Annotated in this window: 23 protein-coding genes; 6 read left to right on the plus strand and 17 right to left on the minus strand. The window is 53.8% G+C overall.

Annotation, left to right across the window (positions count from 1 at the left end; all coding sequences use genetic code 11):
- Positions 1-74: 74 nt before the first annotated feature.
- The gene (locus NYE26_RS29450) at positions 75-1,079 is read right to left on the minus strand and encodes a LacI family DNA-binding transcriptional regulator (protein WP_339252128.1); all 1,005 of its coding nucleotides are present in this window, start codon (positions 1,077-1,079) and stop codon (positions 75-77) included.
- A gap of 381 nt (positions 1,080-1,460) precedes the next feature.
- Between NYE26_RS29450 and NYE26_RS29455 the strand changes: the two genes are divergently transcribed.
- The 4 genes from NYE26_RS29455 (at position 1,461) to pepT (ending at position 6,336) form a co-directional block, all read left to right on the plus strand.
- Positions 1,461-2,474, plus strand: coding sequence for an LLM class flavin-dependent oxidoreductase (locus tag NYE26_RS29455; RefSeq protein WP_339252130.1), 1,014 nt, complete (start codon positions 1,461-1,463; stop codon positions 2,472-2,474).
- A gap of 887 nt (positions 2,475-3,361) precedes the next feature.
- Entirely contained in the window at positions 3,362-4,336 is a 975-nt protein-coding gene (locus tag NYE26_RS29460) for a hypothetical protein (RefSeq protein ID WP_339252132.1), read from the plus strand.
- 28 nt (positions 4,337-4,364) lie between these two features.
- Positions 4,365-5,045 carry a sortase gene (locus tag NYE26_RS29465; RefSeq protein ID WP_339252134.1) on the plus strand — a complete coding sequence of 227 codons (681 nt, stop codon included), beginning with the start codon at positions 4,365-4,367 and terminating at the stop codon, positions 5,043-5,045.
- A gap of 58 nt (positions 5,046-5,103) precedes the next feature.
- Positions 5,104-6,336 carry a peptidase T gene (pepT, locus tag NYE26_RS29470; RefSeq protein WP_339252136.1) on the plus strand — a complete coding sequence of 411 codons (1,233 nt, stop codon included), beginning with the start codon at positions 5,104-5,106 and terminating at the stop codon, positions 6,334-6,336.
- Between the two features lie 105 nt (positions 6,337-6,441).
- On the opposite strand, the gene NYE26_RS29475 is transcribed toward pepT, so the two are convergent.
- From NYE26_RS29475 to hxlA, 4 genes are all read right to left on the minus strand, one after another.
- The gene (locus NYE26_RS29475; RefSeq protein ID WP_339252138.1) at positions 6,442-7,578 is read right to left on the minus strand and encodes an NADH-dependent flavin oxidoreductase; all 1,137 of its coding nucleotides are present in this window, start codon (positions 7,576-7,578) and stop codon (positions 6,442-6,444) included.
- 92 nt (positions 7,579-7,670) lie between these two features.
- Complete coding sequence (locus NYE26_RS29480; protein ID WP_036728101.1) at positions 7,671-8,045, minus strand: helix-turn-helix domain-containing protein; 375 nt, start codon at positions 8,043-8,045, stop codon at positions 7,671-7,673.
- Positions 8,046-8,188: 143 nt separating this feature from the next.
- Positions 8,189-8,746: a 6-phospho-3-hexuloisomerase gene (gene hxlB, locus NYE26_RS29485; RefSeq protein WP_339252140.1), complete on the minus strand. Its 558-nt coding sequence runs from the start codon at positions 8,744-8,746 to the stop codon at positions 8,189-8,191.
- 6 nt (positions 8,747-8,752) lie between these two features.
- Positions 8,753-9,385 carry a 3-hexulose-6-phosphate synthase gene (gene hxlA / locus NYE26_RS29490; RefSeq protein ID WP_036691992.1) on the minus strand — a complete coding sequence of 211 codons (633 nt, stop codon included), beginning with the start codon at positions 9,383-9,385 and terminating at the stop codon, positions 8,753-8,755.
- Positions 9,386-9,631: 246 nt separating this feature from the next.
- On the opposite strand from hxlA, the gene NYE26_RS29495 reads away from it, so the two are divergent.
- Positions 9,632-11,011 (plus strand): MATE family efflux transporter, encoded by a 1,380-nt coding sequence (locus NYE26_RS29495; RefSeq protein WP_339257656.1) that lies wholly within the window; start codon positions 9,632-9,634, stop codon positions 11,009-11,011.
- A gap of 106 nt (positions 11,012-11,117) precedes the next feature.
- Here the strand turns inward: NYE26_RS29495 and NYE26_RS29500 are convergent, their stop codons facing one another.
- The 10 genes from NYE26_RS29500 to NYE26_RS29545 form a co-directional block, all read right to left on the minus strand.
- Complete coding sequence (locus tag NYE26_RS29500) at positions 11,118-12,443, minus strand: extracellular solute-binding protein (protein WP_339252144.1); 1,326 nt, start codon at positions 12,441-12,443, stop codon at positions 11,118-11,120.
- Positions 12,444-12,566: 123 nt separating this feature from the next.
- Positions 12,567-13,367: a response regulator gene (locus tag NYE26_RS29505; protein WP_036728093.1), complete on the minus strand. Its 801-nt coding sequence runs from the start codon at positions 13,365-13,367 to the stop codon at positions 12,567-12,569.
- A complete protein-coding gene (locus NYE26_RS29510) occupies positions 13,330-15,126 on the minus strand; it encodes a sensor histidine kinase (RefSeq protein ID WP_339257658.1) in 1,797 nt (598 codons plus the stop codon). Before NYE26_RS29510 ends, NYE26_RS29505 begins: the two co-directional genes overlap by 38 nt.
- 697 nt (positions 15,127-15,823) lie before the next feature.
- Positions 15,824-16,066 (minus strand): hypothetical protein, encoded by a 243-nt coding sequence (locus NYE26_RS29515; RefSeq protein ID WP_209868683.1) that lies wholly within the window; start codon positions 16,064-16,066, stop codon positions 15,824-15,826.
- Positions 16,067-16,482: 416 nt separating this feature from the next.
- Positions 16,483-16,713, minus strand: coding sequence for a cold-shock protein (locus tag NYE26_RS29520; RefSeq protein WP_036722714.1), 231 nt, complete (start codon positions 16,711-16,713; stop codon positions 16,483-16,485).
- Positions 16,714-16,843: 130 nt separating this feature from the next.
- The gene (locus NYE26_RS29525) at positions 16,844-17,044 is read right to left on the minus strand and encodes a cold-shock protein (RefSeq protein ID WP_036722718.1); all 201 of its coding nucleotides are present in this window, start codon (positions 17,042-17,044) and stop codon (positions 16,844-16,846) included.
- A gap of 278 nt (positions 17,045-17,322) precedes the next feature.
- Positions 17,323-17,601: a hypothetical protein gene (locus NYE26_RS29530; RefSeq protein ID WP_076074792.1), complete on the minus strand. Its 279-nt coding sequence runs from the start codon at positions 17,599-17,601 to the stop codon at positions 17,323-17,325.
- Between the two features lie 69 nt (positions 17,602-17,670).
- Positions 17,671-18,777, minus strand: a complete 1,107-nt coding sequence (locus NYE26_RS29535; RefSeq protein WP_339252148.1) for an MBL fold metallo-hydrolase — start codon at positions 18,775-18,777, stop codon at positions 17,671-17,673.
- Between the two features lie 38 nt (positions 18,778-18,815).
- Entirely contained in the window at positions 18,816-20,129 is a 1,314-nt protein-coding gene (locus NYE26_RS29540; protein WP_339252150.1) for a DUF3999 family protein, read from the minus strand.
- Positions 20,095-22,665 carry a DUF2339 domain-containing protein gene (locus tag NYE26_RS29545; protein ID WP_339252152.1) on the minus strand — a complete coding sequence of 857 codons (2,571 nt, stop codon included), beginning with the start codon at positions 22,663-22,665 and terminating at the stop codon, positions 20,095-20,097. The genes NYE26_RS29540 and NYE26_RS29545 overlap by 35 nt, the downstream gene beginning before the upstream one ends.
- Before the next feature lie 184 nt (positions 22,666-22,849).
- Between NYE26_RS29545 and NYE26_RS29550 the strand changes: the two genes are divergently transcribed.
- A complete protein-coding gene (locus tag NYE26_RS29550) occupies positions 22,850-24,043 on the plus strand; it encodes a polysaccharide deacetylase family protein (protein WP_339252154.1) in 1,194 nt (397 codons plus the stop codon).
- On the opposite strand, the gene NYE26_RS29555 is transcribed toward NYE26_RS29550, so the two are convergent.
- Positions 24,033-25,607 (minus strand): diguanylate cyclase, encoded by a 1,575-nt coding sequence (locus tag NYE26_RS29555; protein WP_036722726.1) that lies wholly within the window; start codon positions 25,605-25,607, stop codon positions 24,033-24,035. The genes NYE26_RS29550 and NYE26_RS29555 overlap by 11 nt on opposite strands.
- A gap of 172 nt (positions 25,608-25,779) precedes the next feature.
- On the minus strand, positions 25,780-26,028 hold the full coding sequence (locus NYE26_RS29560) for a type B 50S ribosomal protein L31 (RefSeq protein ID WP_036722727.1): 249 nt from the start codon (positions 26,026-26,028) through the stop codon (positions 25,780-25,782).
- Between the last annotated feature and the right edge of the window lie 273 nt (positions 26,029-26,301).

Raw genomic sequence — 26,301 nt, forward strand, 5'->3', positions numbered from 1 at the left:
TTTTCAGAAGAGCGTAAAGAAACCGTGCTGCCCTATCCCCAGGCAGCCGTGCTTCAGCCCGCAGGAACTACATCTCATTTCTCACGCGAGGATTCTCTTACGATTAGCTTATGCTCCATCTTCTCTTTCATGACAGCCACCTTGCCGGTGGTCAGCAATTCATGCAGCTTCTCGGCCGCCCGGTACCCCAGCTGATAGATAGGCTGTGCGATTGTTGTCAGCTTCGGAATGAACATCCCCGACATCCGCAGATTATCGAAGCCGATGACCGATACCTGACCGGGAACCAGAATATTGCGGTCCTTTAAGTAAGAGATCGTCCCCATAGCGAACTCATCCGCTACACAGAATACTGCGGTTAGCTCTGGATATTCTGTGAACAGCTCATGCGTTGCCTGATAGGCGTGTTCAAAGCGGTGGTTCGCGTACTTGATTTTCCCGATATTACGCTCCAGCCCCGATTCGCTCAAGGCTCTCACGAACCCCGCCATCCGCGGTGGCCCGGACACCGAATTATCATGATTGAAACCAATCATCCCAATCTCTTGGTGCCCCAGCTCAATCAGGAATTTCACAGCATCATACGCCGCCTTCTCATCATCCACCTCGACCGATGCTACCTCGTACTCATCGGAATGGGAGGAGACCAGCACGAATGGAATTCGGCAGCCTATAAGCTTCTCATAATACTCAGGGTGCAGAATATCGCTGGCGAACACAACACCATCCACCTGTTTCTCATGAAAAGTATCCATATAGGATAATGTCCGCTCCTTGTCACGGTCTGTATTGCAGATCATCAGACTGTAACCGAGCTTAATGCAGGCATCCTGCATTCCCCGGATCACCCCTGCGAAATACAGGTTCTCAATATCGGGAATGAGTAGCCCGAGAGTGAATGACTTCCTGTAAATTAACCCCCGTGCGAATGCATTCGGCTGATACTTGAGCGCTTCTATCGCTTCAATGACCCGGCTGCGCTTACTCTCCACGACCGTATCCGGGGCATTCATTACACGGGACACAGTGCTGATAGATACTCCGGCCATCTTGGCGACATCTCTGATTGTTGGCTTCATAGTCTGACTTCCTTCTTGATTCTTTTAGCCCGAAACGTGTGCCCTCCTTATCAGGATTGGCCTAGCCGCTTAAGTTAGAAAAGCTTTTCAAAGCGATTATAGCAAGGCTCCCTTAAATTGGCAAGCAAATTGTTATGCGCTTACATTTCTGCCTGCGGAGCCCTTGCTGTACGGTTGTAACCGTCCAAATTCAGTCCAAATACTCCAAATACAGCCCTCCAGTAACTGGACCTTTCTCCCTTCAAGTTCCCCCTCCCCGTCATGCCGCTTACTTAAAGTGTGTAAATTATATTATTTCATGTTATAATTGGTGGGTATATTGATTCATGGCTGCAAATAATGCTACTGATGCGGAATGCATCTACTATAGGAGGGATTCATGTGAAGCAATTGCACGACATACCATTCTCCGTACTGGATTTAGCCCCTATCCGGGAGGGCGGAACGGCGGCGGATTCTTTTCATAACACCCTTGATTTGGCTCGTCATGCTGAGAAATGGGGGTATAACCGTTACTGGCTGGCAGAGCATCATAATATGACCGGCATTGCCAGCTCCGCCACCTCCGTTGTTATCGGACATGTCGCAGCCGGAACTAACACCATCCGTGTAGGTTCAGGCGGCATCATGCTCTCCAACCATGCCCCGCTGGTGATTGCCGAGCAATTCGGCACGCTGGAGTCTCTGTATCCGGGACGGATCGATTTGGGTCTGGGCAGAGCCCCCGGCTCCGACCAGGCAGCCGCCAGAGCACTGCGCCGCAGCCTCGGCAGCGATGGCAGTGAATTCCCCGAGCAACTAAGTGAGCTGCGGGCGTATTTCGACCCTGAAGGATCAGGCTCCCGTCCGGCCGGTGTCCGCGCCGTACCCGGTGAAGGACTGAACATCCCGATCTGGCTGCTCGGCTCCAGCGGCTTCAGCGCCCAGCTTGCGGGCCAGCTGGGTCTGCCTTTTGCTTTTGCCAGCCACTTCGCACCGGATTATCTGCTGCCGGCCCTGCATCTGTACCGCACCAGCTTCAAGCCATCAGCTGTACTCGACAAGCCTTATGTTATGGTGGGTCTGGGAATTACGGCAGCGGATACGGTGGAGGAAGCGCGCAGACTTGCCACTTCCCAGCAGCAGCAATTCCTGAACATTATTCGTGGCCGCACCGGCAAGCTCCAGCCGCCTGTAGACAGTCTGGACGGAATCTGGACCTCTCAGGAGAAAGCGCTGCTTATGAGCAAACAGCAATACTCCATTGCGGGCGACCAGGCCCTGATCGAAGAACGGCTGCTGCAGATTCTCGAAGAGACGGGTGCCGATGAGTGGATTATCGCTTCACAGATCTATGATCACTCTGCCCGCCTGCATTCGTATGAGCTTGTGGCCGACCTGTTGAAGAAGGAATAAGGCCGTAGTAGCTCATCAGATTTAAAATAGTGGAGCAGAAGCAATTACCCTTCAAATTACATCTTTTCCAAGCGGGGATTGTTCTTCAGGGGCGTTTGGCTTAGCGTAACGGACTGAGGTGCTCTTATTTGGGAAGAAAGTCGCCAACTGGGCGAGTAACGGACTCCATGGGCCTTATCCTTTACACTTCGGCTCCAAAACGTCTCGTAGGGAGACAATAAGGCCGCCTGAGTCCGTTACGCTGCAAAAAGTGGCGTTTTCGTGGGGATAAGGTCTCTCCGGTCCGTTAGATTTCGGGGTGGAGTTTAACAAGCTTATCCACCCTTTTAAACCTGACACTGTACTAGTCTGATTACTGCCCAGTCTATATATTCAGCCCATTTAACTACCTATGGAGAACTCCATTGAGGTAGCTGAATGGGCTATTTTAGTCTTGCAGCAAAAAACAAATGTGTTCGGAGTAGAAATGATGGAGCCGGGCCTTTACAGCCCAAATCGTTCTTTATAAAATACAAAATCAACTAATATATAGAGAAATAATGAGTTAACCGCAGTAAATATTAAATAAATGCCGTTTATTCATAATAAACGCCCGAATTCATTCACTTAAAGTATCTTTTTCTGTTTTTCTTTATGCTTCATTTTGATTATACTGTAATTATTATTCGTTATAACGAACGTTAGTGTATTTTTACCATTCCGCCTCATTCACGCACGTTCAGGCTCATCCAGATCCGTTCGTACTCGTTCTGATTTATATCATCGCTTTAATTAGTAGTAGTTCTTCAAGAAACTACTTTATTCAACAAACTATGATTTTGAAGGGCGAACCGGGGCGGATTGTGGCTGGTGGCTGCCGAAGGTCTGCACAGGAAGGGGCGGGGAGAGTGAAGAAGAGACATACATCTATAATTGGCGCGTATATTTTGGCCGTTCTGGCAGGTGTAATCTGGCATGCCGGAGGGGTCAGCGCTGAGGATACGATCAAGCTCACTGTCAACTCACATACGACCAGTACGGCAACCATGAACAACATGCAGCCGGGAGATACGATGGCTTCGGATTATAAGATTATCAATGACGGAAATGATCTGTTCGATTATGCAGTAGCCTTTCAGTTCCGCTCCGGGGACGCAGATCTGTACAATATCCTGCAAATGACCCTGCAAAAAGAGGGAGTAATCCTCTACTCAGGGGTAATGAGCGAGGCCCCGGGGGTAGTGACCATCGGCTCGCTCGCCGGAGGGGAAGAGGAAGCGATCGAAATGAAGGTATTGTTCCCGCCGGAGGCAGGCAACGAGTTCCAGGAGAAGACGGTAAGTGTCGCCTTTGAATTCACTGCCACAGCAGAGCCTGCGCCTACAGCCGGGCCGACTTCTACACCTCAACCCACAGATACGCCAACGGCTGCAGTAACGCCTATGCCTACGTCAACGCCGGGGTCCACCAGCAGCCCTGGCAGTACGCCGCCTGCTGCAACAACAGTCCCTACAGCCTCACCGGCCGGCAGTGCATCGCCTGGCAGTTCAGCAGCACCTTCACAGGCACCGGCAACTGCTACAGCAGCACCGGATGGAGTGAGCGTAAGCGAGGAGCCTGTTCCGCTAGGGGCAGGAGAGGAAGACGGCGGCAACCGTCCGTCCGCGACTCCGGATTCCGGAGCCGCTGCACTTGGCAGCACACCAGCCCCTTCACCAGGGAAGGAGGTCAACCTCACTGGTGACGCGCTTCCGCTGGGCGGGCCGGAGGAAGACGGCAGACTGCCGGACACAGCCAGCCCTTGGTACAATCTGATTGCGGCCAGCCTGGTTGTCGCTATGATTAGCGTGCTTGTGCTCCGCAGGCTGGGCCAGAAGAAGTAACTACCCGTATAAGTAAGGAGGAGAGAGCATGAAGATGCGCAGCGGATTCACTTTAGCCGTCAAGCTGATCTTCCTGCTCTCTGTGTGTGTTATGCTATATTCCGCCTTCCAGATCCTCAAAGCGCCCGCCGAAGCCCGCGAAGCCCTGAGTATCTGGGACAAAAAGAGGGAGGAAGCCCAGCTTCCCGTAAGTTCCGAAGAAGAAACGCCGCTTCCTGAAGGTATGGTCAGCAGCGCAGAATCACCAACAGGCGACAAACCAGCTTATATAGCTGGAGAGGTAATCGGGGAGATCTATTTTCCGAAGCTCAAAAAGCGGGTCGCCATTCTGGAGGGAACCGGACGGGCGGAGCTTAAGCGGGGCGCCGGACACGATGAGGCAAGTGCCGCCCCGGGCGCCTCAGGCAACAGCGTGCTGGCCGGACACCGTGATACCGTCTTCCGCAGTCTCGGCGAGCTGGAGACCGGAGACCGGCTTGAGCTTGCTACAGCGAAAGGCACTTTTACCTATGAAGTGACCGGGAGCCGGATTGTTGACGGAGATACGCGGGGAGCGATTAAGCCCAGCAGAGACCCCGTACTCACCTTGATTACCTGTTACCCATTCTCTTATGTAGGCGCAGCGCCCGAGCGCTACCTGCTCTCGGCCAAGCTAGTCTCCAGCCAGCCTCCATCCCCTTTCACTCCTCACCCTCCGCCTAAAGTATGAGACCCGGGCCGGATCGTGATAATATAGACATACGAAGCTGAAGAGGAGATGACCCGCATTGAAGGAAGAATTAATTAGACGTTTTGTATCGTATGCTGAAATGGATACCCAATCCAGCGAGGACAGCGAGAGCTGCCCGTCCACTCCAGGCCAAATGGTACTGGCGCATAAGCTGGCAGAGGAGCTGCAGGAGCTGGGACTGACGGAGATTACGGTGGACGAGCATGCCTATGTCATGGCCTCGCTGCCCGCCAACACGGATAAAGAGGTTCCGGTGATTGGCTTCCTGGCCCATCTGGATACCGCTACGGATTTCACCGGCACGAATGTGAAGCCGCAGATTGTAGAGAACTATGACGGGCAGGATCTGGTGCTGAATGAAGCCCAGAATATTATCATGTCCACGAAGAGCTTCCCGGAGCTGAGCGGTTACAAGGGGCATACGCTGATTACGACCGACGGCAACACCCTACTGGGGGCAGACAACAAGGCAGGCATCGCTGAGATCATGACGGCTATGGCCCATCTGCTGGCGCATCCGGAGATTAAGCATGGCAAGATCCGGGTCGCTTTTACCCCCGATGAAGAAATCGGACGCGGCCCGCATAAGTTCGACGTTGCCGCCTTCGGTGCTTCCTATGCCTACACCGTGGACGGAGGCCCGCTTGGGGAGCTGGAATATGAGAGCTTCAATGCCGCCGCCGCCAAAATCACCTTCCACGGAGTCAATGTCCATCCCGGTACAGCCAAGGGCAAGATGATCCATTCGTCCAAAATCGCCATGGCCTTCCATCTCCGTTTGCCCGCCGGTGAAGCCCCTGAATTCACAGACGGCTACGAGGGGTTCTACCACCTGATCTCCATGCAAGGCAGTGCCGAGCACAGCAAGCTGCATTACATTATCCGCGACTTTGACCGCGGGCAGTTCGAGAACCGCAAATCGAATATCGCCGCAATTGTGGAGGAATTCAAATCTACATACGGGGCGGACAACATCATCCTGGAGCTGAATGACCAATACTATAATATGCGCGAGAAAATCGAGCCCGTCCGGCATATCGTCGATATCGCCCGGGAAGCGATGGAGGGCCTCGGAATCACGCCGGTTATCCGTCCAATCCGTGGAGGGACTGACGGCTCACAGCTCTCTTATATGGGGCTGCCTACACCGAATATTTTCACCGGAGGCGAGAATTTCCACGGCAAATTTGAATACGCCTCTGTAGACGTAATGCTGAAGGCTGTACAGGTTATCGTTGAGATTGCCCGTCTGGCGGAACATAAAGCGTAAATAAGATTATATTAAAAACAGCAAAAACCCCGTGCCGCCCTGGAAACAGGGGCGCACGGGGTTCTTATATTGCTTTGGTCACAGACCGTTATCCTTCTGCCTGCTTTATTGCTTAACCGGCAGCCAGCCCGGTGTATGGATCAATGCTCTCCAGAGCGGGTCCGGAATCACAAGCTCTGCTTGGGCGTTCGGATCGAGCTCTGTCATAATCTCATCGGCCCGGCCCCCGGCCAGCTTCTGCACCCAGTCCGGTTCAATCAGAAGCGGACGGCCCAGCGCCACCAGGCTGATGCCGCTGTCCAGACTCTTCAGGGCATCGGCGGCAGAGTAGAGTGAGCCTACGCCAATTACCGGCGCCTTGTCTCCTGCCCGGTCAACGATCTGCTCAATACGCGGACGGCTGTCCTCCGTTCCCCGGCGTGGCAGCGACCACAGCTCCATGAGGGACGCATGCAGGTAATCCAGCCCCTCTGCTGTCAGCGCATCGATTAGAGTAAACGTGTCAGCCATCGTAATCCCCGGCGTCTCCGGCTCTTCAGGCGAGAAGCGGTAGCCTACAAGGAATGCACCCTCTGCATGCTGCTTCACCGCAGCCTTGACACTGCGCAGAACGGCCAGCGGGAAGGCGAGACGCTTCTGCAGATCCCCGCCCCAGCGGTCTTCGCGTCTGTTGGAATGCGGCGAGAAGAACTGCTGCAGCAGATATCCGTTCGCACCGTGAATCTCGACGCCATCGAAACCGGCCTCGATCGCCCGGCGCGTCGCTTCACCGAAATCAGCGATAATTCCGGTAATCTCTTCGTCTGTCAGCGGGCGCGGAACCGCCCCCTGTCCGCCGCCCGGCAGCTCAGCCGGCACATCGCTTGCACTGACAGGCTGTCCGTCAACCAGCTGCTCCGGCGGGCATTGGCGTCCGCCATGGAAGATCTGGAGCACGGCCTTCGCTCCTTCGCCCTTGATGGCCTCCGCCAGCTCACGCAGACTTGGAATCAGCCCGTCATGATCAGCTCCGAATTCACCCGGGAAGCCCTTCCCGCCGCGTGAGACATAGACACACGCGGTAATGACCATCCCCGCCCCGCCCGAACGGCGGATATAATAATCCAGCTCCGGCCGGGAGACGGTTCCATCCTCATTGGAGGAGAAATTAGTCATCGGCGCCATGACCACACGGTTCTTCAGTTCAATCCCGTTCTTGAATTTGAACGTCTCCAGCAGCGGGCTATATTCTGTCTTCAGCATACCTATCAGCCTCCATTTATTTAAATCTTCACAAATGTTAGTATACAACTTAATTTTGCACAATACAAATAGAACGACTTCGTTTACAGTTGCTACCTATCACAGTGAGGTGCATCTTTCCAGATCACCTTGTCCCCGTAATTCTTGCCCCAGTCATACATCATGCGCAGCACCGGCATCAGAGTATGTCCATACTCTGTCAGGGAGTATTCTACCCGCGGAGGAACCTCCGCATATACCTGCCTGAATACCAGCTGATCCTCCTCCAGCTCGCGGAGCTGGTTGGTCAGCATTTTCTGGGTGATATGGGGGATCAGCTTCTTGAGTTCACTGAACCGCTTAGTCCCTTCCAGACCCAGGTGCCACAGTATAATCAGCTTCCACTTGCCGCCGATCACAGCGAGCGTAAGCTCCTTCTCGCAGTTGATCTCCTTCAGGTTGATACGGTCTTTAATTTCAGTCGCCAATATTTAGCCCCCTTCCGGCTATCATCATAATACAAATCCATCGCCCACCGCACATAAGCAGCAAAGGATGCCCTCCCGTCAAGGAAAGCATCCGTGTGATAGCTTTATTGTATTCCAAGCTCTATTCTATTCCAAATCGTATGCTATTCCAAATTGGCATGCTTGCCGAACATCCGGCCGGAGGTCTGCCCCGTCTGCTCCATGATCCGCAGAATAACTGCGTCATAGAATACAAGCAGCGTCTGTTCAAACAAGGAGGCCATCGGCTGCAGCGTAGTATAGCCGCCGTCCGGCCGTTCCTTGGGAGCGCCAGGCAGCTTAACTGTATAATCTGCGAGACGTCCGATCGTCGAATCCGGCTGAATGGTTACGAGGACTACAGCTGCTCCGATTGCCTTGGCTTTCTCAGCCATGGAGACCAGTCCCTTCGTCTCGCCTGAGCCGGAACCCAGTACAAGCACATCGCCGGGGCCAATGCCCGGCGTTACTGTCTCTCCGACCACATAAGCTGTCCGCCCGGCCTGCATCAGCCGCATGGCGAAGGCCCGGCCCATCAGGCCGGAACGACCGGCACCGGCCACGAAGATCTGCCCTGCGCGCAGCAGCTCCTCCGTCAGCGCCTCACCTCCTCCGGCATTCAGCCCGGAGACGGAGCCCTCCAGCTCCTTCACAATTTCCTGTGCGTATTGCTGCGTGTCCATGGCTGCTTAAGCCTGGCTTACAAGGCGCTTCATTTCCGCAGCAGTTGCCTTCATGTCGGCTTCGCCAGTAATACCGCCGCCCACGATTACCAGATCAGGCTGCGCAGCAATCACTTCAGGCAGCGTACTCAGCTTAATGCCGCCGGCAATTGCAGTTTTGGCCCGGGTAACTACGCTCTTAATATCTCTCAGATCCGCGAAGGAATTCTTGCCTTCAGCCTGATGGTCATAGCCGGAATGCACGCAGACATAATCCACACCCAGCGCATCCACTTCAGCGGCTCTGGCTTTGAGATCCTTCACATTAATCAGATCGACCAGGATCTCTGCACCTGTCTTCTTCGCTTCCTCCACCGCACCGCGGATCGTTGAATCATCAGATACACCCAGCACAGTCACGATGCCCGCGCCTGCTTCCACTGCCTTCATGACCTCATATCCGCCAGCATCCATGATTTTGAGATCGGCCAGCACCGTAAGCGCCGGAAAAGCTTCCTTGATCGCTTTTACCGCATGCAGCCCCTCATTAATAACGACCGGTGTTCCAATCTCAACGATATCTATAGATTCGGCAACCTCTGCAACAACCGCCTTGGCTCCGGCAATATCCACCAGATCGAGTGCTAACTGTAATTTCATATGTGTAAGTTCTCCTTATCCGTAATATATTTTAGGAAGTGCTGCTTCTCAGTTTAGGGATATACTGCCGATTAGGGAAGTAGGCACTTTAAAGTGAGGTAGTCACCTGAAGGATACTATTGGGCGAAGCCGGGGGATTTTTAGCCGACATGTCTGAAATCCTACTGCATTTTCACAACAGCTGTGCTACCATACATTTGATTCAAAGATTCACAGCCGCAAGGAATCCTAATAAGAAGGTGTATGATGGAAACAAGCAAGCCCAAGACATTCAACTTAATGAAGCTGACCTGGCCAATCTTCCTGGAGCTGTTCCTGTTCATGCTCATGGGCAGTATGGATACCTTCATGATCAGCTCGGTGTCCGATGATGCGGTCTCCGGTGTCGGAGCAGCCAATCAGATTATTGCCATAGCTATTCTGGCGCTTAGTGTCATCGGTAACGGCGCGGCGATCGTCGTGTCGCAGTACCTCGGCTCCAAGCAGCCCAAAGAAGCCGCCAGAGTGATCGGCAATGCAGTTACCCTGAATCTTGTGGTAGGGATCATACTTAGTACAGTGATGCTGCTGCTCGGAGGCCACCTGCTGCAGGCGCTGAACGTGAAGGGTGACATTCTCGCCTACGCCCGCTCGTATATCAACATTGTCGGAGGCGCGATCTTCCTGCAGGCCCTCATCAACGCGCTGGCCGCCACCATCCGGACCCATGGCTTCACCAAGCAGACGATGGCGGTATCGCTGCTGATGAACGTTATCCATGTCGGCGGTAACTATCTGCTGATCTTCGGCCATTTCGGACTGCCTGCGCTAGGCGTGGAGGGTGCGGCCGTGTCAACCGTAATCAGCCGCTCCATCGCTCTCTTGATTTTCTTTCTGCTGCTCTACCGGATTATGGAGGTACGCGTGAAATGGAGCTATTACGTTCACCTCTCCAAGAAATACGTGCTGCAGATTCTCAAAATCGGTATTCCGTCCGCCTTCGAATCCGTAATGTACCAGTGCTGCCAGCTCGTCTTCACCCTGTACATCACCTATTTGGGGGCCGAGGCCATGGCTACCCGCCAGTATGCGGTTAATATCTCGAACTACATCTTCCTGTTCAGCGTAGCGGTGGCAATGGGGACCTCAATTATTGTGGGGCATCTTGTAGGTGCAAAACGGACGCAGGAGGCTTACTCACGGGTGTTCACCAGTGTGAAGTGGGCGCTGCTGGTCACAGTCATCATGGACCTGATCGTCATTCTGTTCCGCAAGCCGCTGCTGGGTCTGTTCACGGATAATGAGCTGATTATCGCTATGGGCGCCCAGGTCATCCTGCTCAGCTTCTTCCTGGAGACCGGACGGACCTGCAATCTGGTCATTATCAACTCGCTGCGCGCGTCGGGCGATGCCAAGTTCCCGGTCTACATGGGCATGATTTCCATGGTGTGCATGAGTCTGCCGCTGGGCTACTTCCTGGTGTTCACACTTGATCTGGGTCTGGCCGGGGTATGGCTGGCCACAGCGTTCGACGAATGGGTGCGGGCAGTCATTATGTACTTCCGCTGGAAAAGCAGAGCCTGGGAGAAGCATGGCCTGATCCAGCACGAACCGCCGGAAGCCGCTCCGGCCGCTCCGGCGCACTAATTCTGCGGCAGCTCCTCAGGCCGGCTCGCCACACCAATAAGGGATGCTAATCAGCCACCGGAAATACGGCTGATTAGCATCCCTTTGTCGTAAGCTTATCCCATGCTCAGTTCCCCTTGGCTACTGCAACCTTATGTCTGGCTGCGAACTGCTCCGGCGTGACTGCTTTGCCGAACAGCGCCTGGATCATATCCAGATGGACCTGGGCAGCATGCGGCTTCATCTGCACATCCGCGAACAGGGTAATACTGCTGGCATTGTTCAATTCATTCAACAGATCCACGTATAGCTGCGGCAGCTCCTCATTCGTGGTATCGACCTTGGTCGCCGGAATCACCCCCGCACTTGTCACTGAAGCCTCGCCCCATTTGAAGACGAAGTATTCGACAAAAGCCTTGGCCTCCTCCTTCACCCTGGACGATTCCGCTACGAACAGTCCGACACCCGGACCGCCTACCCAGTCGCCCGAATTCCCCTTCCCGCCTTCCACTGTAGGGAATTTGAAGAAGCCGACCTTGTCCTTGAAGGCCTGCGGAATCTCCGGGTTGGTCGTGAAGTTGGGCAACTCCCAGGTACCGGTCAGGTACATGGCCGCCTTTTCTTCCATGAATTCCGATTTGCCCTCATCATACGACAAGCCGTTGAAGCCGTTGTTGAAGGCGTTCATATCGACGAGGTTCTGCACTTCCGCTGCTGCCTGCACCAGTCCGGGATCATCGAAATAGCCCGTCCCCTTCGTTGCCCGCTTGAGCGTCTCACTTCCGGCAATACGGTCCGCCAGATACATATACCACAGTGAGCCTGTCCACCGGTCCTTATTACCCAGCCCCACCGGAGGCACACCATGACTGGAGAGCGCTCTCACAACTGCCTTGAACTCCTCATATGTTGTTGGCACCTGAAGATTATATTGGGCAAAGATCTCTTTATTATAAAAGATCGGTGAGATGTTCATCTCCAGAGGCAGCGCATAGGTCTTGTTATCGACAACATAAGACTCAGTAGTGCTCTTCAGGAACTTATCCTTAAGCTGCTCGCCATGCAGGATGTCATCCAGCGGAGCGAATAATCCGCCTCTTACATAAGGCTCCATGAAGCCGGCTGCCCAGGTTATGCCCACATCGGGAAGGTCATTGGAAGCGGAGAGCACCTTGAGCTTGCTTTTATACTGCTCATTCTCCAGCACATCCTGCCTGATGATAATACCCGGATGCTCCTTCTCATATTCTGCGATAATCTGGCTGACCAGCTTATACTGCTGCGCGGAGAGTCCGGCGGGCCAGATGTGCATCATATGAATGGTTATTTTGGGGGAAGAGGCACCGGTAGCTGCAAGCTCACTATTATTCTCTCCCGCAGAGCCGCAGCCTGTCAGAACAAGCAGCCAGATGCAGGCCAGGAGCAGCCCCTTGGTCATGTGATTCCTTCGCATTGCCATTGCCTCCCCATCTCACATTGCAAAAGGCCGTAATTATCCATGTAATCGCTATCATTCAAATTCTAGCATCGTACTCTGAGGCAGATAAGGGCACATTTATTGGCTAAAATACCACATTTATTGGATTTCCTGCGCTCCGCCCTTCATCTGCTGACGGTATCGGCTCGGGCTTATCGCCTCCAAGGACTTGAAAACCTTAATGAAATATTTATCCGTCCGATACCCTACACGCTCTCCAATCTCCCCGACCGGCAGCGCGGTCTGGAGCAATAACTCCTTCGCCCGCTGAATCCGCAGACGGGACAGATATTCAGTGAAGGAGACCCCGGCCTGCTCCTTGAACAGCACGCTGAAATAGCTGGCATTCAGGTGAATCATCCCCGCTACCTCAGCCATCGTCAGCTGTTCGTGCAAATGCTGCTCCACATAGGCAATGGCCTCCTTAACCGGCTGCCCCATCCCGGCCTGCTCCGGATCAATCTCCAGCAGCTTGTGATCCACCAGCTTCTCCAGCTTCACATGGCGCTGCTGCTCCTCCTCCCGCTTCAGCGCATCCTCGACCACTGTCAGCAGCTCGGACTTGTCCAGCGGCTTTAGCAGATAATTGACTGCCCCCAGCCGCATCGCCTGCTGCACATAATCGAACTCCGCATAGCCGGAGATGACAATGATCACCGGCTTCCGGGGAGCTTCCTGCAGCGAATGGATCAGATCCAGCCCGCTCACCTCCGGCATGCGCACATCTGTGATCAGCAGATGGACGCGCTCCTGCCGCAGCCGCTCGCGCGCTTCCACCCCGTTGTCGCAGGTCTCCACGATATACCGGCCTGCCGCCCATACTTCCAGCGTCTGCTTAATCCCCTGACGCGTTCTTGGTTCATCATCTACGATTAGAATCGTCTTGTTGCCCAGACTCATAGGTATCTCCTCCATTGCTTGGAATCTCAAACCTTATTACGGTCCCTTCAGACCGCCGGCTCTCTACGATCAGCCCCTCCGTCTTCATGCCCGCTTCCGCATAGTACAGCTTCAGCCGCCGCTGCACATTCACCAGCCCGACTCCGCTGCCCTTGGCAGAGACCGGGGGCCCGCCATCCAGCGCATCACGCAGCGCCAGCAGCGCGGCCTCATCCATACCCGGCCCGTTGTCCGACACCTCCACTGAGGTCCAACCCTTGCGGGAGGAGGGGGTGATGATTACTTCAATCACGCCCTTGCCGACGCGGCTCTCCACTCCATGCAGAATTGCGTTCTCGACAATCGGCTGAATCAGCAGCTTAGGTACCGGTACAGCAGCCTCATGCGGGTCAAGCCTGATGTCCCAGGACAGCCGCTCTCCCATCCGCATCTCCATAATCCGCAGATACCGCCTGATCTGCTCCACCTCTTCACTCAGCGTGACCCATTCATCCTTGTTGTGCGGGCTGCCCATAATGTAGCGGAATAGCCTGGACATCATGACCACTAATCCGGCCAGCTCCTCCTCTCCCTTCTCCTCCAGTGACCAGTTGAAGGCCTCCAGCGTATTGAACAGGAAATGGGGATTGATCTGCGCCTGCAAGGCTTTAAGCTCGGTCCGGCTCTGCAGGACCTCCTTCTCATAGACCACCCTGATCAAATCATTAATATTAGCCACCATACCGTTGTAGGTATTATTCAGCTCCCGGAGCTCCATAGTCGATACCTTCTGCGAATTGGGGGTCAGCACCCCCATACGGGATTTGCGCATCGCCCGGATCAGGTGAATAATCGGCCGGGTAATCATTGTCGACAACAAAAAGGATATAATCAGGAATAGCAGGGTTCCGATTCCGCCTGACACCAGCAGCACCGTCCGCAGCACGGACAGTCCCTTGGTGACATAGCTGACAGGTGTCAGCACCAGCAGCGTCCAGGAGGTCTTGTCCGAGCGCAGCTTGACCTGCACATACTCCTTGCCCCGGAAGCTCACCGTCTGATCCCCGCTCTCCAGCAGCGGCAGCAGATCCTCCTGCGGCGTTCCGCTGCTCCCGAGGAGCTGTCCTTCATCATTCACGAGCAGCACAGACTCCCCGCTGTCACTGCCGGAGAACGGATCGTCGAGCTGGAAGTAGCTGCGTTGGATGCGGGCCATCAGGTAGCCGCCCCGCGAGAACCAGCGGTCCATCAGGCTGACCTGGCGGATCGCCAGCAGGCTCTGATCATCATGCGGATCAACGCCGATCCAGACCAGCCGCCCCTTCTGGGCATTAGCCTCACTGATATGCTGCTCGTTAATCCTGCTCTCCAGGCTGCCTTCCTTAATCGGGAATAGCAGCCTGTAATCAGCGGTATATAGCTCCAGCGAGCCTACACTCGGCATGTACGCCTGATAGCTGGAGACAATTTGCAGCAGCGACTGGCGCTGATTGAAGGACACCTCATTGCCGTCCAGCTCCTCCAGCAGCAGCTGCTGAACGGTAGGATGATTGGCCACCTGCTCCATCAGGCCGTCAATCTGGCCGGTCAGCGCATCCAGCCTTCCGTTGGCCTGAACCGCCGTCTGCTGGATGTGCCGCTCGGCATTATTTTTGAGCAGAATCGAGACACGGTCATACACAAATGCCCCGGATACCAGAATAATAATGAGCATCACCAGCAAAAAACCGATGAATATCTGATTGCGCAGTGTGTTGAGCTCTCTGAACCTCTGAAGCATCAGAATTCCCTCTTTCGTTGGCAGCGTTTCCAACTCTATTCTCCAAACCCCGGGAGTTTTGTCAAGATAAATCATTGCCCATCCTATCACATGAACGGGCTCACTAGCGCGCCGCCACAATGTATGCTGTTTTCAACATACATTTGGCCCATGCGCCTGCGTGCCGCCACAATGTATGCTGTTTTCAACATACATTCGGCCCATGCGCCTGCACGCCGCCACAATGTATGCTGTTTTCCGTATACATTTGGCCCATACGCCTGCGCGCCGCCACAATGTATGCTGTTTTCAACATACATTTGGCCCATGCGCCTGCGCGCCACCACAATGTATGCTGTTTTCCGTATACATTTGGCCCATACGCCTGCGCGCCGCCACAATGTATGCTGTTTTTCGCATACATTCGGCCCATGCGCCTGCGTGCTGCCACAATGTATGCTGTTTTCAACATACATTCGGTCCATACGCCTGCGCGCCGCCACAATGTATGCTGTTTCCATATACATTCGGTCCATACGCCTGCGTGCCGCCACAATGTATGCTGTTTTCAACATACATTTGGCCCATGCGCCTGCGTGCCGCCACCTCGCCATCCTTTGTAAGCAGTGCGAAACTATAAATTATATTTCAACAAAAAACCCTTAGCACAGTTCTCCCGGTTCGAGGAGCTGCCCTAAGGGCTTACACAGAAGACTACTTAGATGAACATTAACGGAGTGATCCATTCGAAATGCAGGGCCGCCCACAGCAGAGCCAGCAATACCGCGCCGATGCAGTAGCTTATCACCTTGCGGCGGGTTGGCTCCAGATAAATATCCAGCGGAATCAAGATCAGAATCAGACCAATCGCGATAATGTTAAGCATAGGCTTATGATAAAAAATCCCCGCTGCATTCAAGGCAACCGCAAGTAACGTCAGGAGCAGAAAATATTTTCTCATAGCCCCATCATCCCTGTATTATCCATTATTGTCAACCCGCTGATTCGCCGGCGTTTAAGAATGGCTTTGCCGTCTTTTTCATGGATAGTACCGTTTTATAAAAGAGGTACTAAAGAAATTAACGAAAAGCAAAAAGAAACGGAGGGGAAATTTGGAACTGTAGGAGCGATAGCGTCCGCCTTTGTCACCGGATTTCCACCGCGATTAGCGGTTAAAATCAAGAAATCTGGTGACAACAGCGGCCGGAAGTCCAAATGTTCACCGCAGTGACGACCAAGCTTCGAGTTCAAACTTTAAATGCCTTTTATATATAGAGGTAAAAATCCAAAAAAAATAGCCCATTGCGGGCAAGGAACAGACAGCTGTATAAGGTTACTATCCTCTAATTCTGTATGAACCGCTTAAAGAGCGGCAGCTTAGTGGATAGTCACACTCTTCTTAATAGCCTTCGCGTCCAAATTCTTATTAACGAGCGTAGGCAGCATCTTCATGCTCCGGGTCATGGGCGAATTACATTGCCAGCAGGTAGGCACATGTTGAAAGGCAAAGTTGTCGCGTATCCATCCGGTGCATTCTTCCTTGGTGCAGGACCAGATAGCCGTCTCTTCCTGCGGAAGATCTACCATTGCTTTTTTACGAAAATACATAAGTACCCCTCCTAATAGCTTGGTTAGTGCGTCCAACGGACTGTTATGGCAGAACGGAAGCTTGTTCTCTACTACATGGTCATAAAAAAAACTACCCTCAACTGGTGTTAAGGGCAGCTTATTTGTGGAATTACAGTTTTACAACGTTCTCAGCCTGTGGTCCACGAGCGCCTTGAGTTACGTTGAACTCAACGCGTTGGCCTTCGTCCAAAGACTTGAAGCCTTCGCCAGTGATTGCGGAGAAGTGTACGAATACGTCGCTTCCGCCTTCAACCTCGATAAAACCGAAACCTTTGTCTGCGTTGAACCATTTTACTGTACCTGTTTGCATGATATTACCTCCAAAGTTTATTTAACACATGTCCTTTTATTCCTACGTATTGTACGAACAAATAAAAATTCACACATTGGAAAAGGCTTCATACACAAATGCTAACCTTTTACAATATGTGAATTAAGGGTTAAATTTATGATTAACTTCATTGTAGCACACTATTTTCCCAAATGCAAAGGGTTACTGCCAATAACACAAAATAAATTTTAAATTTTAGAGAACCTTTGCCAGGGGCACGGCTTTGGGGGATCAGCCGCGCACCACCGGCTAAGGCTTCAGTCGATATATCCGGCCAGTCCCTTGTCCATCAGGTAATCCATTTCCGCATCCAGAATGGTCTCCACCGTCAGCTCGTCCAGCTTCACATCGCGCTGCGCAGTCACATAGTCAACCAGATCATCATTATCGATATCAACCTCGCCTTTGGCATTGGCCTTGGCCTTATTAATGAACGTCTGCTCATGCTTCAGCACCAGCCGGATAACGGCCGGGGCCACCTTCGTCTGTGCAGACAATACCTCCACCAGTTCCTGCTCGTTCACTTCATTGCTCATCTTCGTTCGTCAGCTCCTTGGTATATATGAACCCTGATTGTACCACAAGTCCCCTTCAGGCGGGCAGCCTCATCTCCACCAGGGAAGAACCGGATATCCGGCGGCCCCCGCGGTTACAGTCTCCCCGATTCTCGGCGTGGCCAGCCGTACCCCTCTCAGCGCCGCAGCAGCCGAGATCCGTTCTGCCGGATCAGTCCATTCATGCATCGACAGGGTGAATGCACCCCAATGGATGGGGATCAGCAGACCTCCCTGCACATCAATGTGCGCCTCAACAGTCTGTTCCGGCAGCATATGGATATCCGCCCAGCGCGGATCATATTGGCCGCATTCCATCAGCGTAAGATCGAAGGGTCCATGGGTACGTCCGATCTCGGCAAAATGCGGACCATACCCGCTGTCTCCGCTGAAGAAGACCTTGGTCTTCTCCCCTTGAATAATCCAGGAGCACCACAGCGTGGTGTTGCGGTCCAGCAGACTCCGCCCCGAGAAATGCCGCGCCGGAGCGCATGTGAAGGTTATCCCCTCATAGGTAAGCGTATCTCCCCAGTCCTGCTCGCGGATCTTCTCTGCGGCCACCCCCCAGCGGCGCAGATGAGCGCCGACACCCAGCGGTACAATGAACAGTCCCACCTTATCCTTCAGCTGGCGGATGGTTCCATAGTCCAGATGATCATAATGATCATGGGAGAGCAGAACCGCATCCAACTGCGGCAGGAGGGCAGCCTCCAGCGGAAGCTGCTTGCTGTAGCGGCGGCCGCCGATGAACGGAAACGGGGATGGGGCACGGCCCAGCATAGGGTCGAGGAACAGGGTCAAGCCGTCCATCTCCAGCAGCACCGCTGAATGCCCGAACCAGGTCACCCGGGTGTCGCGGCCCGCTCCTATAGAGGACGGCAACAGCGGCTGCGGCTGAAGAGGCTCGGCAGGTCTGGAGTGGGGGTTACCCTTAATGAAGTCCTTCAGAATGGAGAGTCCGCTGCTTCCAGCCTTGTCACCGCTCAGTTCCGCAGTCTGCGGATAAGCAAATTTGCCCTTGCTGTAATGGGCGGAGCCGAGGTTACGGGCCCTCTCCTGCTCCCCGGCCCTGCGCCCGAACGCCGGATAGACAGTCATGATAAGATACGCAGCAGCAATAAGCAGGAGCAGTATAACGCAAATGGTAATCAGGGTCATGCAGTAATCCTTCTTTCTGCGGACTTGTGCCGCATCTCCTATTTCGCCTGGCCCAGCTTGCGGGCTACGATAAGAATAAGCAATAGCGAGACCACAATAATAATGGCATTGAAGCCCCAGCGGCCCTGAAGCCACCAGCTTGTGCCGGGCGGCTCTGCTGCCGTTACCGGTACCCGGGTCTCTGCGCCAAGCGCAGCCTGCACAAGCTTCTCCCCGCTGATCCGGTCTTTGAAATTAATAATATCATACTGCGGAGCGGTTGCCAGCGTGTTGCCATAGCGCAAGGAATACGGCGTCTTCTCCCCTCCCGCAAATACAAGCCGGTCTACCAGATATTCGATCTTAAGGTCCGTGATGGAGATGGGGGCATCGTCCAGATTGTAGATAACCATCCGCAGGGAATCCGAAGAGGCTGGCGTAACCGGCTGAATCTCTGTCCGGGAGATCCGGGTATCCTTGAAATCCAGCTGGTACAGCTCCCCGCTTCCGGTGACCGGGAGCTTACTCCCGGCGCTGTCATACAACTCATAGCGCCGCAGGAAATTCCCGGTGCTGCCGAGCATCACCTTCCCAATCTTCAGCCGGTCCGTGTTGCTTATTATGATCTCGGTACGGTTCTCCACCTGCGTAATCTCCGTCTGCGGTGTCTTCTGCCGCATGAATGCAGCCGTGCTCCACTCCCGGCTGCTGTCCACCAGCGTCAGGCCGGGGAACTCCAGCTCCTCCGGGTTGTTCTTCACTACAAGCCGGTAATAGCCGAACTTGTAGCTGCGCTCCAGCGTAATGCCGTCCGCACTCAACCCGTTCGTGGCATACAGATCCCCTGTACCAAGCTGCTCCCAGGCCTGCCCGTCATAGCCGCCCCACACCTCCACATGCTTCAGGAAGGATTCTGCGGGCAATTCGAACACCAGGCGGTTCCCCTGAATATCGGCATGCTCGGCAAGCGGCTTAATCTGATAATCCAGCAGGGTATCCGTCCCTTTCACTGCCTTGTGGATCAATTCGGAGGCATAGATCGCGCTATGCTCCTCCACCGTCTCCGCTCCGCTCTCCATATAATAGGGAACCGGAGCGCCGGTGCTGTCCTGTATACGCAGATCGTGCAAGTCCTCTGCCGCCGAGCGGTACACCGCTTCATCCAAGTACAATTCATAGTAAGGAGCCGTCTCCGGGACGGAGATTTCGCGTGAGAACTTCCATTGTCCGCCGCCCGTCTTCTCCGCTTCGCCGGATGCCGCTGCTGCACTGTGCGGCGGGAAAGCGCCGGGACCCAGCACAAGTCCGCCCAATACAGCGAGCAGCACAGCCGCCACTCTAGCTCTCTGTCCTGTCTTTCTCTTCGAGTGCATAAGCTTCCTCCATTCTGACCGATATCCGCTGGTAGAGGTAGGATATTCCCAGCAGGCAGAGTCCGAAGCTGAAGTACGCGATGATCTTGCTGCCGGTGTTCAGCAGGGTCAAATCATAGAGCAGCAGCTTGCCGGTTGCCAGCAGGGATAGCGCCAGTCCGAAGCGGCGGATATACAGGTATCTTTTCCAGAAGCCATACATAATGAACATCACAGCCAGCAGCAGATAGAGCAGACTGAAGGCCAGCCCTCCGTCACGCACCTGCATCTGCACCCCCAGGAACGCCGTAACCATCACCAGCAGATAGATGCCCATAGCTACCGGGTACAGCTCTATATTCTTGTAATCGCGCAGCAGCGTTGTCCGCAACAGCCTTGCACTGCTGAACCACACGAACACATTGAACAGAACAAGCAGACCCAGCGCCACAACATCTGCGGCAGTGCTGCCGGACCATCCTTCCGGAAGACTGGGCAGACCGAACGTGATGCCGATACAGACCGCATAGGCGATCCCGTGCAGCACCAGTACTATGATGCCGACCACCTTGTCATACAGAACGTTCACCTTCGGCAGCGCATAAGCGAGTCCAGAGGTAAGCAGACCTGCCAGCAGCAGCTTGTAAAAGGCATTGTGCGCCATATCCCCCGGCACCATCCAGTCATACAGGCGCAATGCTTCATACACCACATACCCGTAGAAATTAACGATAGCCGCATATTTGAACCAGACGGTAGCCTGCACCTCCGCAGGCGTGCTGCGGAGCAGCGTCTCCTGATTCGAATAACGGATGGCATACAATAAGGCTACAATCACCATACCCGCGGTAATAAATGTATACTTCAGATCGAAATAGGAGTTCGTGTAGTAGATTACCGCATTATAATCAGAGAGCTGCAGCAGAACGTCGAATCCGAAGAAGGTTAGCAGACAGAGGGAAAGGATGCCCCAGCCTGCACGTTCTACCATTTTGAAGCGGTACAGATGTCCGTAGACCGTAAGCGCCACACCTTCCACCAGCCAGCCGATGGACCACCAGGCCGCTCCCAGCTGGAACGGAATCATCAGAATGGCGAAGGTCAGTGAGGTGACATAGAACAGCAGACGGCTCTCGCGTTCCTGCGGCATCTGTTTCTCCAGAAGGACACCAAGCCCCAGATACATGAGGCAGAAGGCCAGCGCCAACGCGCCTGTGAAATCATCCAGCCCGGCATTCAGGAACAGAAGATACAGTGTCATGCAGCTAACGAGCGTGTTACAGCCCAGCAGGCCGAAGTCCAGCCAGTTAAGCTTCGTCTTGAACTTGAACGGATACCAGAGTGTAATCCCCAGATACATGGCGAAGGTCAGCACAGTGCAGAGAATGCCCGCAGCGTAGCTGTCTGCCAGATAAATCAGCACCAGGATAGACGGCGTGTTGAACAGGAAGCTGATGTAATTGACCACCACCCAGCGCTTGCGCAGAGAGATCAGCAGAATCAGCAGGTTCAGCACAAACAGATACCCCATCGCCGCATACACTGCACTGCCCTCCAGCCCGAAGGCTCCCATATAAGAGAAGAGCGGCAGATAACCCCCTACAAGCCCCATAGAACAGATCGTCCGTGACTCATAGCGCAGCGACAGCAGCACAGCGGACAGCGTGACCAGCACCGACAGGCCGATCCCGGCCCATAACCCGATAATCTCCAGCAGAAAATAACTGTAAAATATCGAGCCGTACAGCACCGACACCCCGCCGCCAATCAGCCCCAGTGCGAAGGCTCCCCGCCCCTTGCGGAACAGCCACTCCCCGCCCGCCAGCATGACTGCCCCCAGCAGGAAGAAGGCACTGCCCTTCATATAATCATTGAACCAGGTGGAGTAGGTGTATCTGAACCCGGCGCCCACTGCCAGGATCAGCAGCAGAATCCCCAGGCGGTTGATCCAATTCAGGCCAATCTTCATTTCGATCCGGTTCTGCTTGCGGCGGCGCAGCAGGGTCTCCTCGTCAACCCCTTCAGCAGCCAAATCATCCAGCCCGCTGTCCATCGTCCCCCTGAGCGAACGCTCTGCTTCCCGCTGCCATTGCCTGCGCAGCAGGATACTCTCATTCAGCTTCGCCTGCACCTCATCCAATATATAAGTGATCTGGGTCTTCTCCTGGCCCAGCTCGCGGGCCCCGATACTGTACATCTCCTCTATCCGCCGCTTGGCGTCCTGCTCGAAGGACGTAAGCCGGTCGAGGTACGCATGATCCCGTGAGGAAAAATAAGTCTGCAGCTTCTGCCGCGATACCCGGAGAATGCCCAGCTTCTCATCCAGAATCTGCTCCGCCAGCGCAGTCCGCAGCTCCGAGTTGTCGCGCTCAAGCCTCGCGGCCTGCGCCTTCAGCTCCGCCAGGCTCTGCCTGTTTGCCCCATTTTCCCTTCTTAACACTTCGTTCTCGCGGACGAGATCATTACTCTCGTATTCTTCAATCAAAGACTGGTATTCCTTCAAAAGCCCGTCCTGCTGCTGCTGCACAGCCCTCATCCGATCTCTGAAATCCTCCATAGCCGCCCCCCAGTATCTGCTAATCGGCAAATTGTTAATATATTGATATTACTATATTTCTAATTACCACCACAGACCTTACAAAAACCACACCGCTTAGTTAAGATCCTGTCACATTTTTGTCTTGGCAGACGTTATAGGTTTATTATTATCTTAATATTCGAGAGATGGGGAGAATCGGACATTGAAACTGAACCTGCACAAACCGCAAACACGTTATATCCTCATCCTGCTGCTGCTGGTGGTGGTCTTCCTGCCTGTGCCTTTTAGACATAAAGCAATGACCAAGCTGAGCATTACCGGCCTTGATGGAGTCGAATTCAAGACAGATGCCTATGCACTGACAGCGGATCATAAGCTGATGGTGGATAAAGACCTCGCTGAACGTATTCTTAATGCGCGTATTGGCTGGGAAAAGGAGGCTCCGCTCCCCAAGGGGGTGTACTATAAGGATCATGTGGCGGTACTCATGTATCACCATCTGGCGGAAACGCCGTTAACGCTCTATCCCGGCGTATTACCCGCCGCACAGTTCGATGAGCAGATGCAGCTCCTGAAGCAGGAGGGCTTCCATGTCATCACGATGAAGCAATACCGGCAGTTCATGCTGGACCGCGCGCCGGTGCCCGATAATGCAGTTCTATTGACGTTCGATGACGGCTATGAGAGCTTTTACAAGCTGGCTTTTCCCATTCTGCAAAAGTACGGCTACACCGCCGTGAACTTCATCATTGTCTCTGATGTAGACAACACTAGTAAGCGTCAGGTGCCCAAGCTGACCTGGGAGCAGATGCGGGAGATGAAGCGCGCCGGAATGGGCTTTTATAATCATACGTATAATCTGCATTATTATGCAGTGGTCGATGCAGAGGGCGGCACCCGCCCGGCGGCGAGCTCCCTGCTGTATATTCATGATGAGAACCGGAATGAACTGAATGAAGAATACTACAGAAGAGTAAACGGGGACCTGGCTCATGCAGAGCGCAGGCTGAAAGAAGAATTGGGCAACACGGATTCGGCTATCGCTTTCCCTTACGGTTCCTATAACGATAAGCTGCTGCAAATCTGCGATTCACTCGGCATCCATCTGAAATTTAATATCGGGCTGGGCCTGAGCTCCAGAACCACACTGAATGCTCCACGGATTAATGAAGGGAACCGGACACTTCCCCCGGCGCTGTCCATCCAGCAGCTGAAGCAATTCGAGCCGCCGATGATCCTGACCGTGAACGGGAAGAAGGTTCTCCTAACCGGAACTCCGCCGGAGCTGCGGAACGGAAAGGTCATGGTTCCACTGGATGCGCTATGCTCCGAGCTAGGCGTAGCGATGCATTATGACCGCAGCAGCGCTGTCCTGAAGCTGACGCCTACCCCTTAGCTGCCTGACGCACCATAGGCTCACGGCCTAAGGTTACCCGGTTCTTCCCCGTGGCCTTGGACAGGTACAGCGCCTCGTCCGCCTCGCGGTACAGGTCCTCGAAGGTCACATCTGCCTGATCCGTAAAAGCGATGCCGATGCTCACCGTAAGCTGGATGTGATGCCCCCCGTCCAGCTCCACGATGTGCTCGCCCATAGCGGTACGGAAGCTCTCCGCCTCCTTCAAGGCCGCGGCTTCGCTGCCGGCGAAGAAGCAGACGGCGAACTCTTCGCCGCCTACGCGCCCGGCAATTCCTTTGTCATGATATACCTGCATAATCTTGCCCGACAAATCCACCAGTGCCTGATCACCGGCCATGTGTCCGTATGTATCATTAATTAATTTGAAATCATCGATGTCGAACAGCAGCAAGGCCATACCCGCGCCGATCTGTGCGGAGTAACTCTGCACCAGCCTCATGAAATGCCTGCGGTTGTACAGCCCGGTCAGATCGTCCACCGTGGCCTGATGCAGCAGCTCCCGCTCATACCTCTTCTTCTCGCTAAGATCACTGAAGACCAGCAGCATTCCCGTACTCTTCGCCCGGACCTGCTCTGTGGCAATGAGCGCAACCCCATAGCAGGACCCGCTCCGGCCGGGAGGCTCGATTTCGAACTGTCCCTCCCTCCGCTGCGCATAGCAGGCCGACAGCTGCCCGTGCTGCCTCAGCAGCGGCTGAATGCTTGTGCCCATCCAGGTCTCCGGCTTCTCCTCCAGCAGCTCGGACAGCATAGCATCCGCCGCCTCATTGACATCCATTATGTAATCGTAGCGGTCTGTCAGGACGATGCCGTCCTTCATATTCTCGAAGATTTTATTCTTAGCCAGCGGATATAAGGACAGTCTGGGATCGCGGAACAAGGTGAGGTAAGCGGCCACGATGGGCGGCAGGTAAGTGAAGGCCGTGAAGCCTGTAATCGTAATCTGCAGCAGCGGAAGCAGGAACACCGACAGGACCGGGACCAGCAGACTGAATAACAGCAGCGCATTATGGCGGAAATAATACTTAGGCCCATTCAGGAGAGAGATGGCCAGCAGATATACAGCATACAGTCCGAATAACTGATCGTACGCGATGAGGATCATGCTGAGCACCGTGGGCTTCACTACGATTCCGGTAACACCGGCCACCGTAGCCAGTCCGACCTCGCTGCGCATCAGATGATGGTAAGAGTCGGTGAAGATCAGCAGCACATCCACCGCCACCGGGATACAAAAATAAATAAGCCTCTTGGACAAACCCTCAGAGGAACGGGATACATACTCTTTAATAACCGCATAGGTGAAGATCGCACTCAAAAAAAGCGGGCCCTGCTGCACATTCTTCCACCATAGCTTCGCCTCGAAGGAATCCGTTAGAATCTCTCCGGCCGTAGCCGCGAAGATCATGCTGACCAGCAGCATCAATATCCATAAATAGCATCTTCCTGGTGTATGACGGTGCTTGTAAGAACCGATGCCCATGTAGAGACTTAGAACGCTGCCCATTACCAAGTAAAACGGATAACCCTGCATCCACGGCATGTCATATTTCTCCTATTTTTGAGATTGCTTTGCCTTATTATATCCTACTCTTTCGCACAAATGAATCATTCTGCCAAAAAATACTACCGGTACCTAAGGTTCCGGACAAAACAAAAGAGGATACTCCTTCACCATCTGCATGGATGCGGGAATATCCTCTATAGCAATACCATTATTTCTTCTGAGCGAGACGTTGTTTGAACTTGTCAACGCGGCCGCCAGTTTCGGTATCTCTTTGTTTACCTGTGTAGAACGGGTGGGATGCAGAGCTGGAGTCTACACGGATCACCGGGTAAGAGTTGCCGTCTTCCCATTCCATAGTTTCACCGGATGATTTGGTGGATGAGCTAAGGAATTTGTAGCCTACGCTAGCATCGAAGAAAATAACCTGGTTGAACTTAGGGTGTATGCCTTGTTTCATTGTAGTAACCTCCTTTCCATACGGATACAACTTATGAAGAATTATTGAAGCCATCTCTTGGTCTATTTAAAAATCCGGTTAGACAAAGGGAGATGCGTAAATCTTCCGATTTTTACACGCCATACTATCATACGTGAAATGAGCCGCTGAGTCAAGAGCCTGTCCTAGAGGGATTTTACCATTCCGCCGTCGATCAGCAGGGACTGTCCCCTCAAGACCCAAATCCATCGTCCAGTCCTCCTGTCAGATTGGTTGCAGGACTTCCTGCTCCCA

The sequence above is a fragment of the Paenibacillus sp. FSL P2-0136 genome (genome assembly GCF_037975325.1).
GTDB classification, from domain to species: Bacteria; Bacillota; Bacilli; order Paenibacillales; family Paenibacillaceae; genus Paenibacillus_AQ; species Paenibacillus_AQ silagei.

What these genes read in the sequence shown, in the direction of transcription:
- NYE26_RS29450 (WP_339252128.1), bottom strand. Translation starts at nt 1,079, where the DNA reads ATGAAGCCAACAATCAGAGATGTCGCCAAGATGGCCGGAGTATCTATC.
- NYE26_RS29465 (WP_339252134.1), top strand. Translation starts at nt 4,365, where the DNA reads ATGAAGATGCGCAGCGGATTCACTTTAGCCGTCAAGCTGATCTTCCTG.
- NYE26_RS29475 (WP_339252138.1), bottom strand. Translation starts at nt 7,578, where the DNA reads ATGCTGAAGACAGAATATAGCCCGCTGCTGGAGACGTTCAAATTCAAG.
- hxlB (WP_339252140.1), bottom strand. Translation starts at nt 8,746, where the DNA reads ATGGACACGCAGCAATACGCACAGGAAATTGTGAAGGAGCTGGAGGGC.
- hxlA (WP_036691992.1), bottom strand. Translation starts at nt 9,385, where the DNA reads ATGAAATTACAGTTAGCACTCGATCTGGTGGATATTGCCGGAGCCAAG.
- NYE26_RS29495 (WP_339257656.1), top strand. Translation starts at nt 9,632, where the DNA reads ATGGAAACAAGCAAGCCCAAGACATTCAACTTAATGAAGCTGACCTGG.
- NYE26_RS29500 (WP_339252144.1), bottom strand. Translation starts at nt 12,443, where the DNA reads ATGCGAAGGAATCACATGACCAAGGGGCTGCTCCTGGCCTGCATCTGG.
- NYE26_RS29505 (WP_036728093.1), bottom strand. Translation starts at nt 13,367, where the DNA reads ATGAGTCTGGGCAACAAGACGATTCTAATCGTAGATGATGAACCAAGA.
- NYE26_RS29510 (WP_339257658.1), bottom strand. Translation starts at nt 15,126, where the DNA reads ATGCTTCAGAGGTTCAGAGAGCTCAACACACTGCGCAATCAGATATTC.
- NYE26_RS29515 (WP_209868683.1), bottom strand. Translation starts at nt 16,066, where the DNA reads ATGAGAAAATATTTTCTGCTCCTGACGTTACTTGCGGTTGCCTTGAAT.
- NYE26_RS29520 (WP_036722714.1), bottom strand. Translation starts at nt 16,713, where the DNA reads ATGTATTTTCGTAAAAAAGCAATGGTAGATCTTCCGCAGGAAGAGACG.
- NYE26_RS29525 (WP_036722718.1), bottom strand. Translation starts at nt 17,044, where the DNA reads ATGCAAACAGGTACAGTAAAATGGTTCAACGCAGACAAAGGTTTCGGT.
- NYE26_RS29530 (WP_076074792.1), bottom strand. Translation starts at nt 17,601, where the DNA reads ATGAGCAATGAAGTGAACGAGCAGGAACTGGTGGAGGTATTGTCTGCA.
- NYE26_RS29535 (WP_339252148.1), bottom strand. Translation starts at nt 18,777, where the DNA reads ATGACCCTGATTACCATTTGCGTTATACTGCTCCTGCTTATTGCTGCT.
- NYE26_RS29540 (WP_339252150.1), bottom strand. Translation starts at nt 20,129, where the DNA reads ATGCACTCGAAGAGAAAGACAGGACAGAGAGCTAGAGTGGCGGCTGTG.
- NYE26_RS29545 (WP_339252152.1), bottom strand. Translation starts at nt 22,665, where the DNA reads ATGGAGGATTTCAGAGATCGGATGAGGGCTGTGCAGCAGCAGCAGGAC.
- NYE26_RS29555 (WP_036722726.1), bottom strand. Translation starts at nt 25,607, where the DNA reads ATGCCGTGGATGCAGGGTTATCCGTTTTACTTGGTAATGGGCAGCGTT.
- NYE26_RS29560 (WP_036722727.1), bottom strand. Translation starts at nt 26,028, where the DNA reads ATGAAACAAGGCATACACCCTAAGTTCAACCAGGTTATTTTCTTCGAT.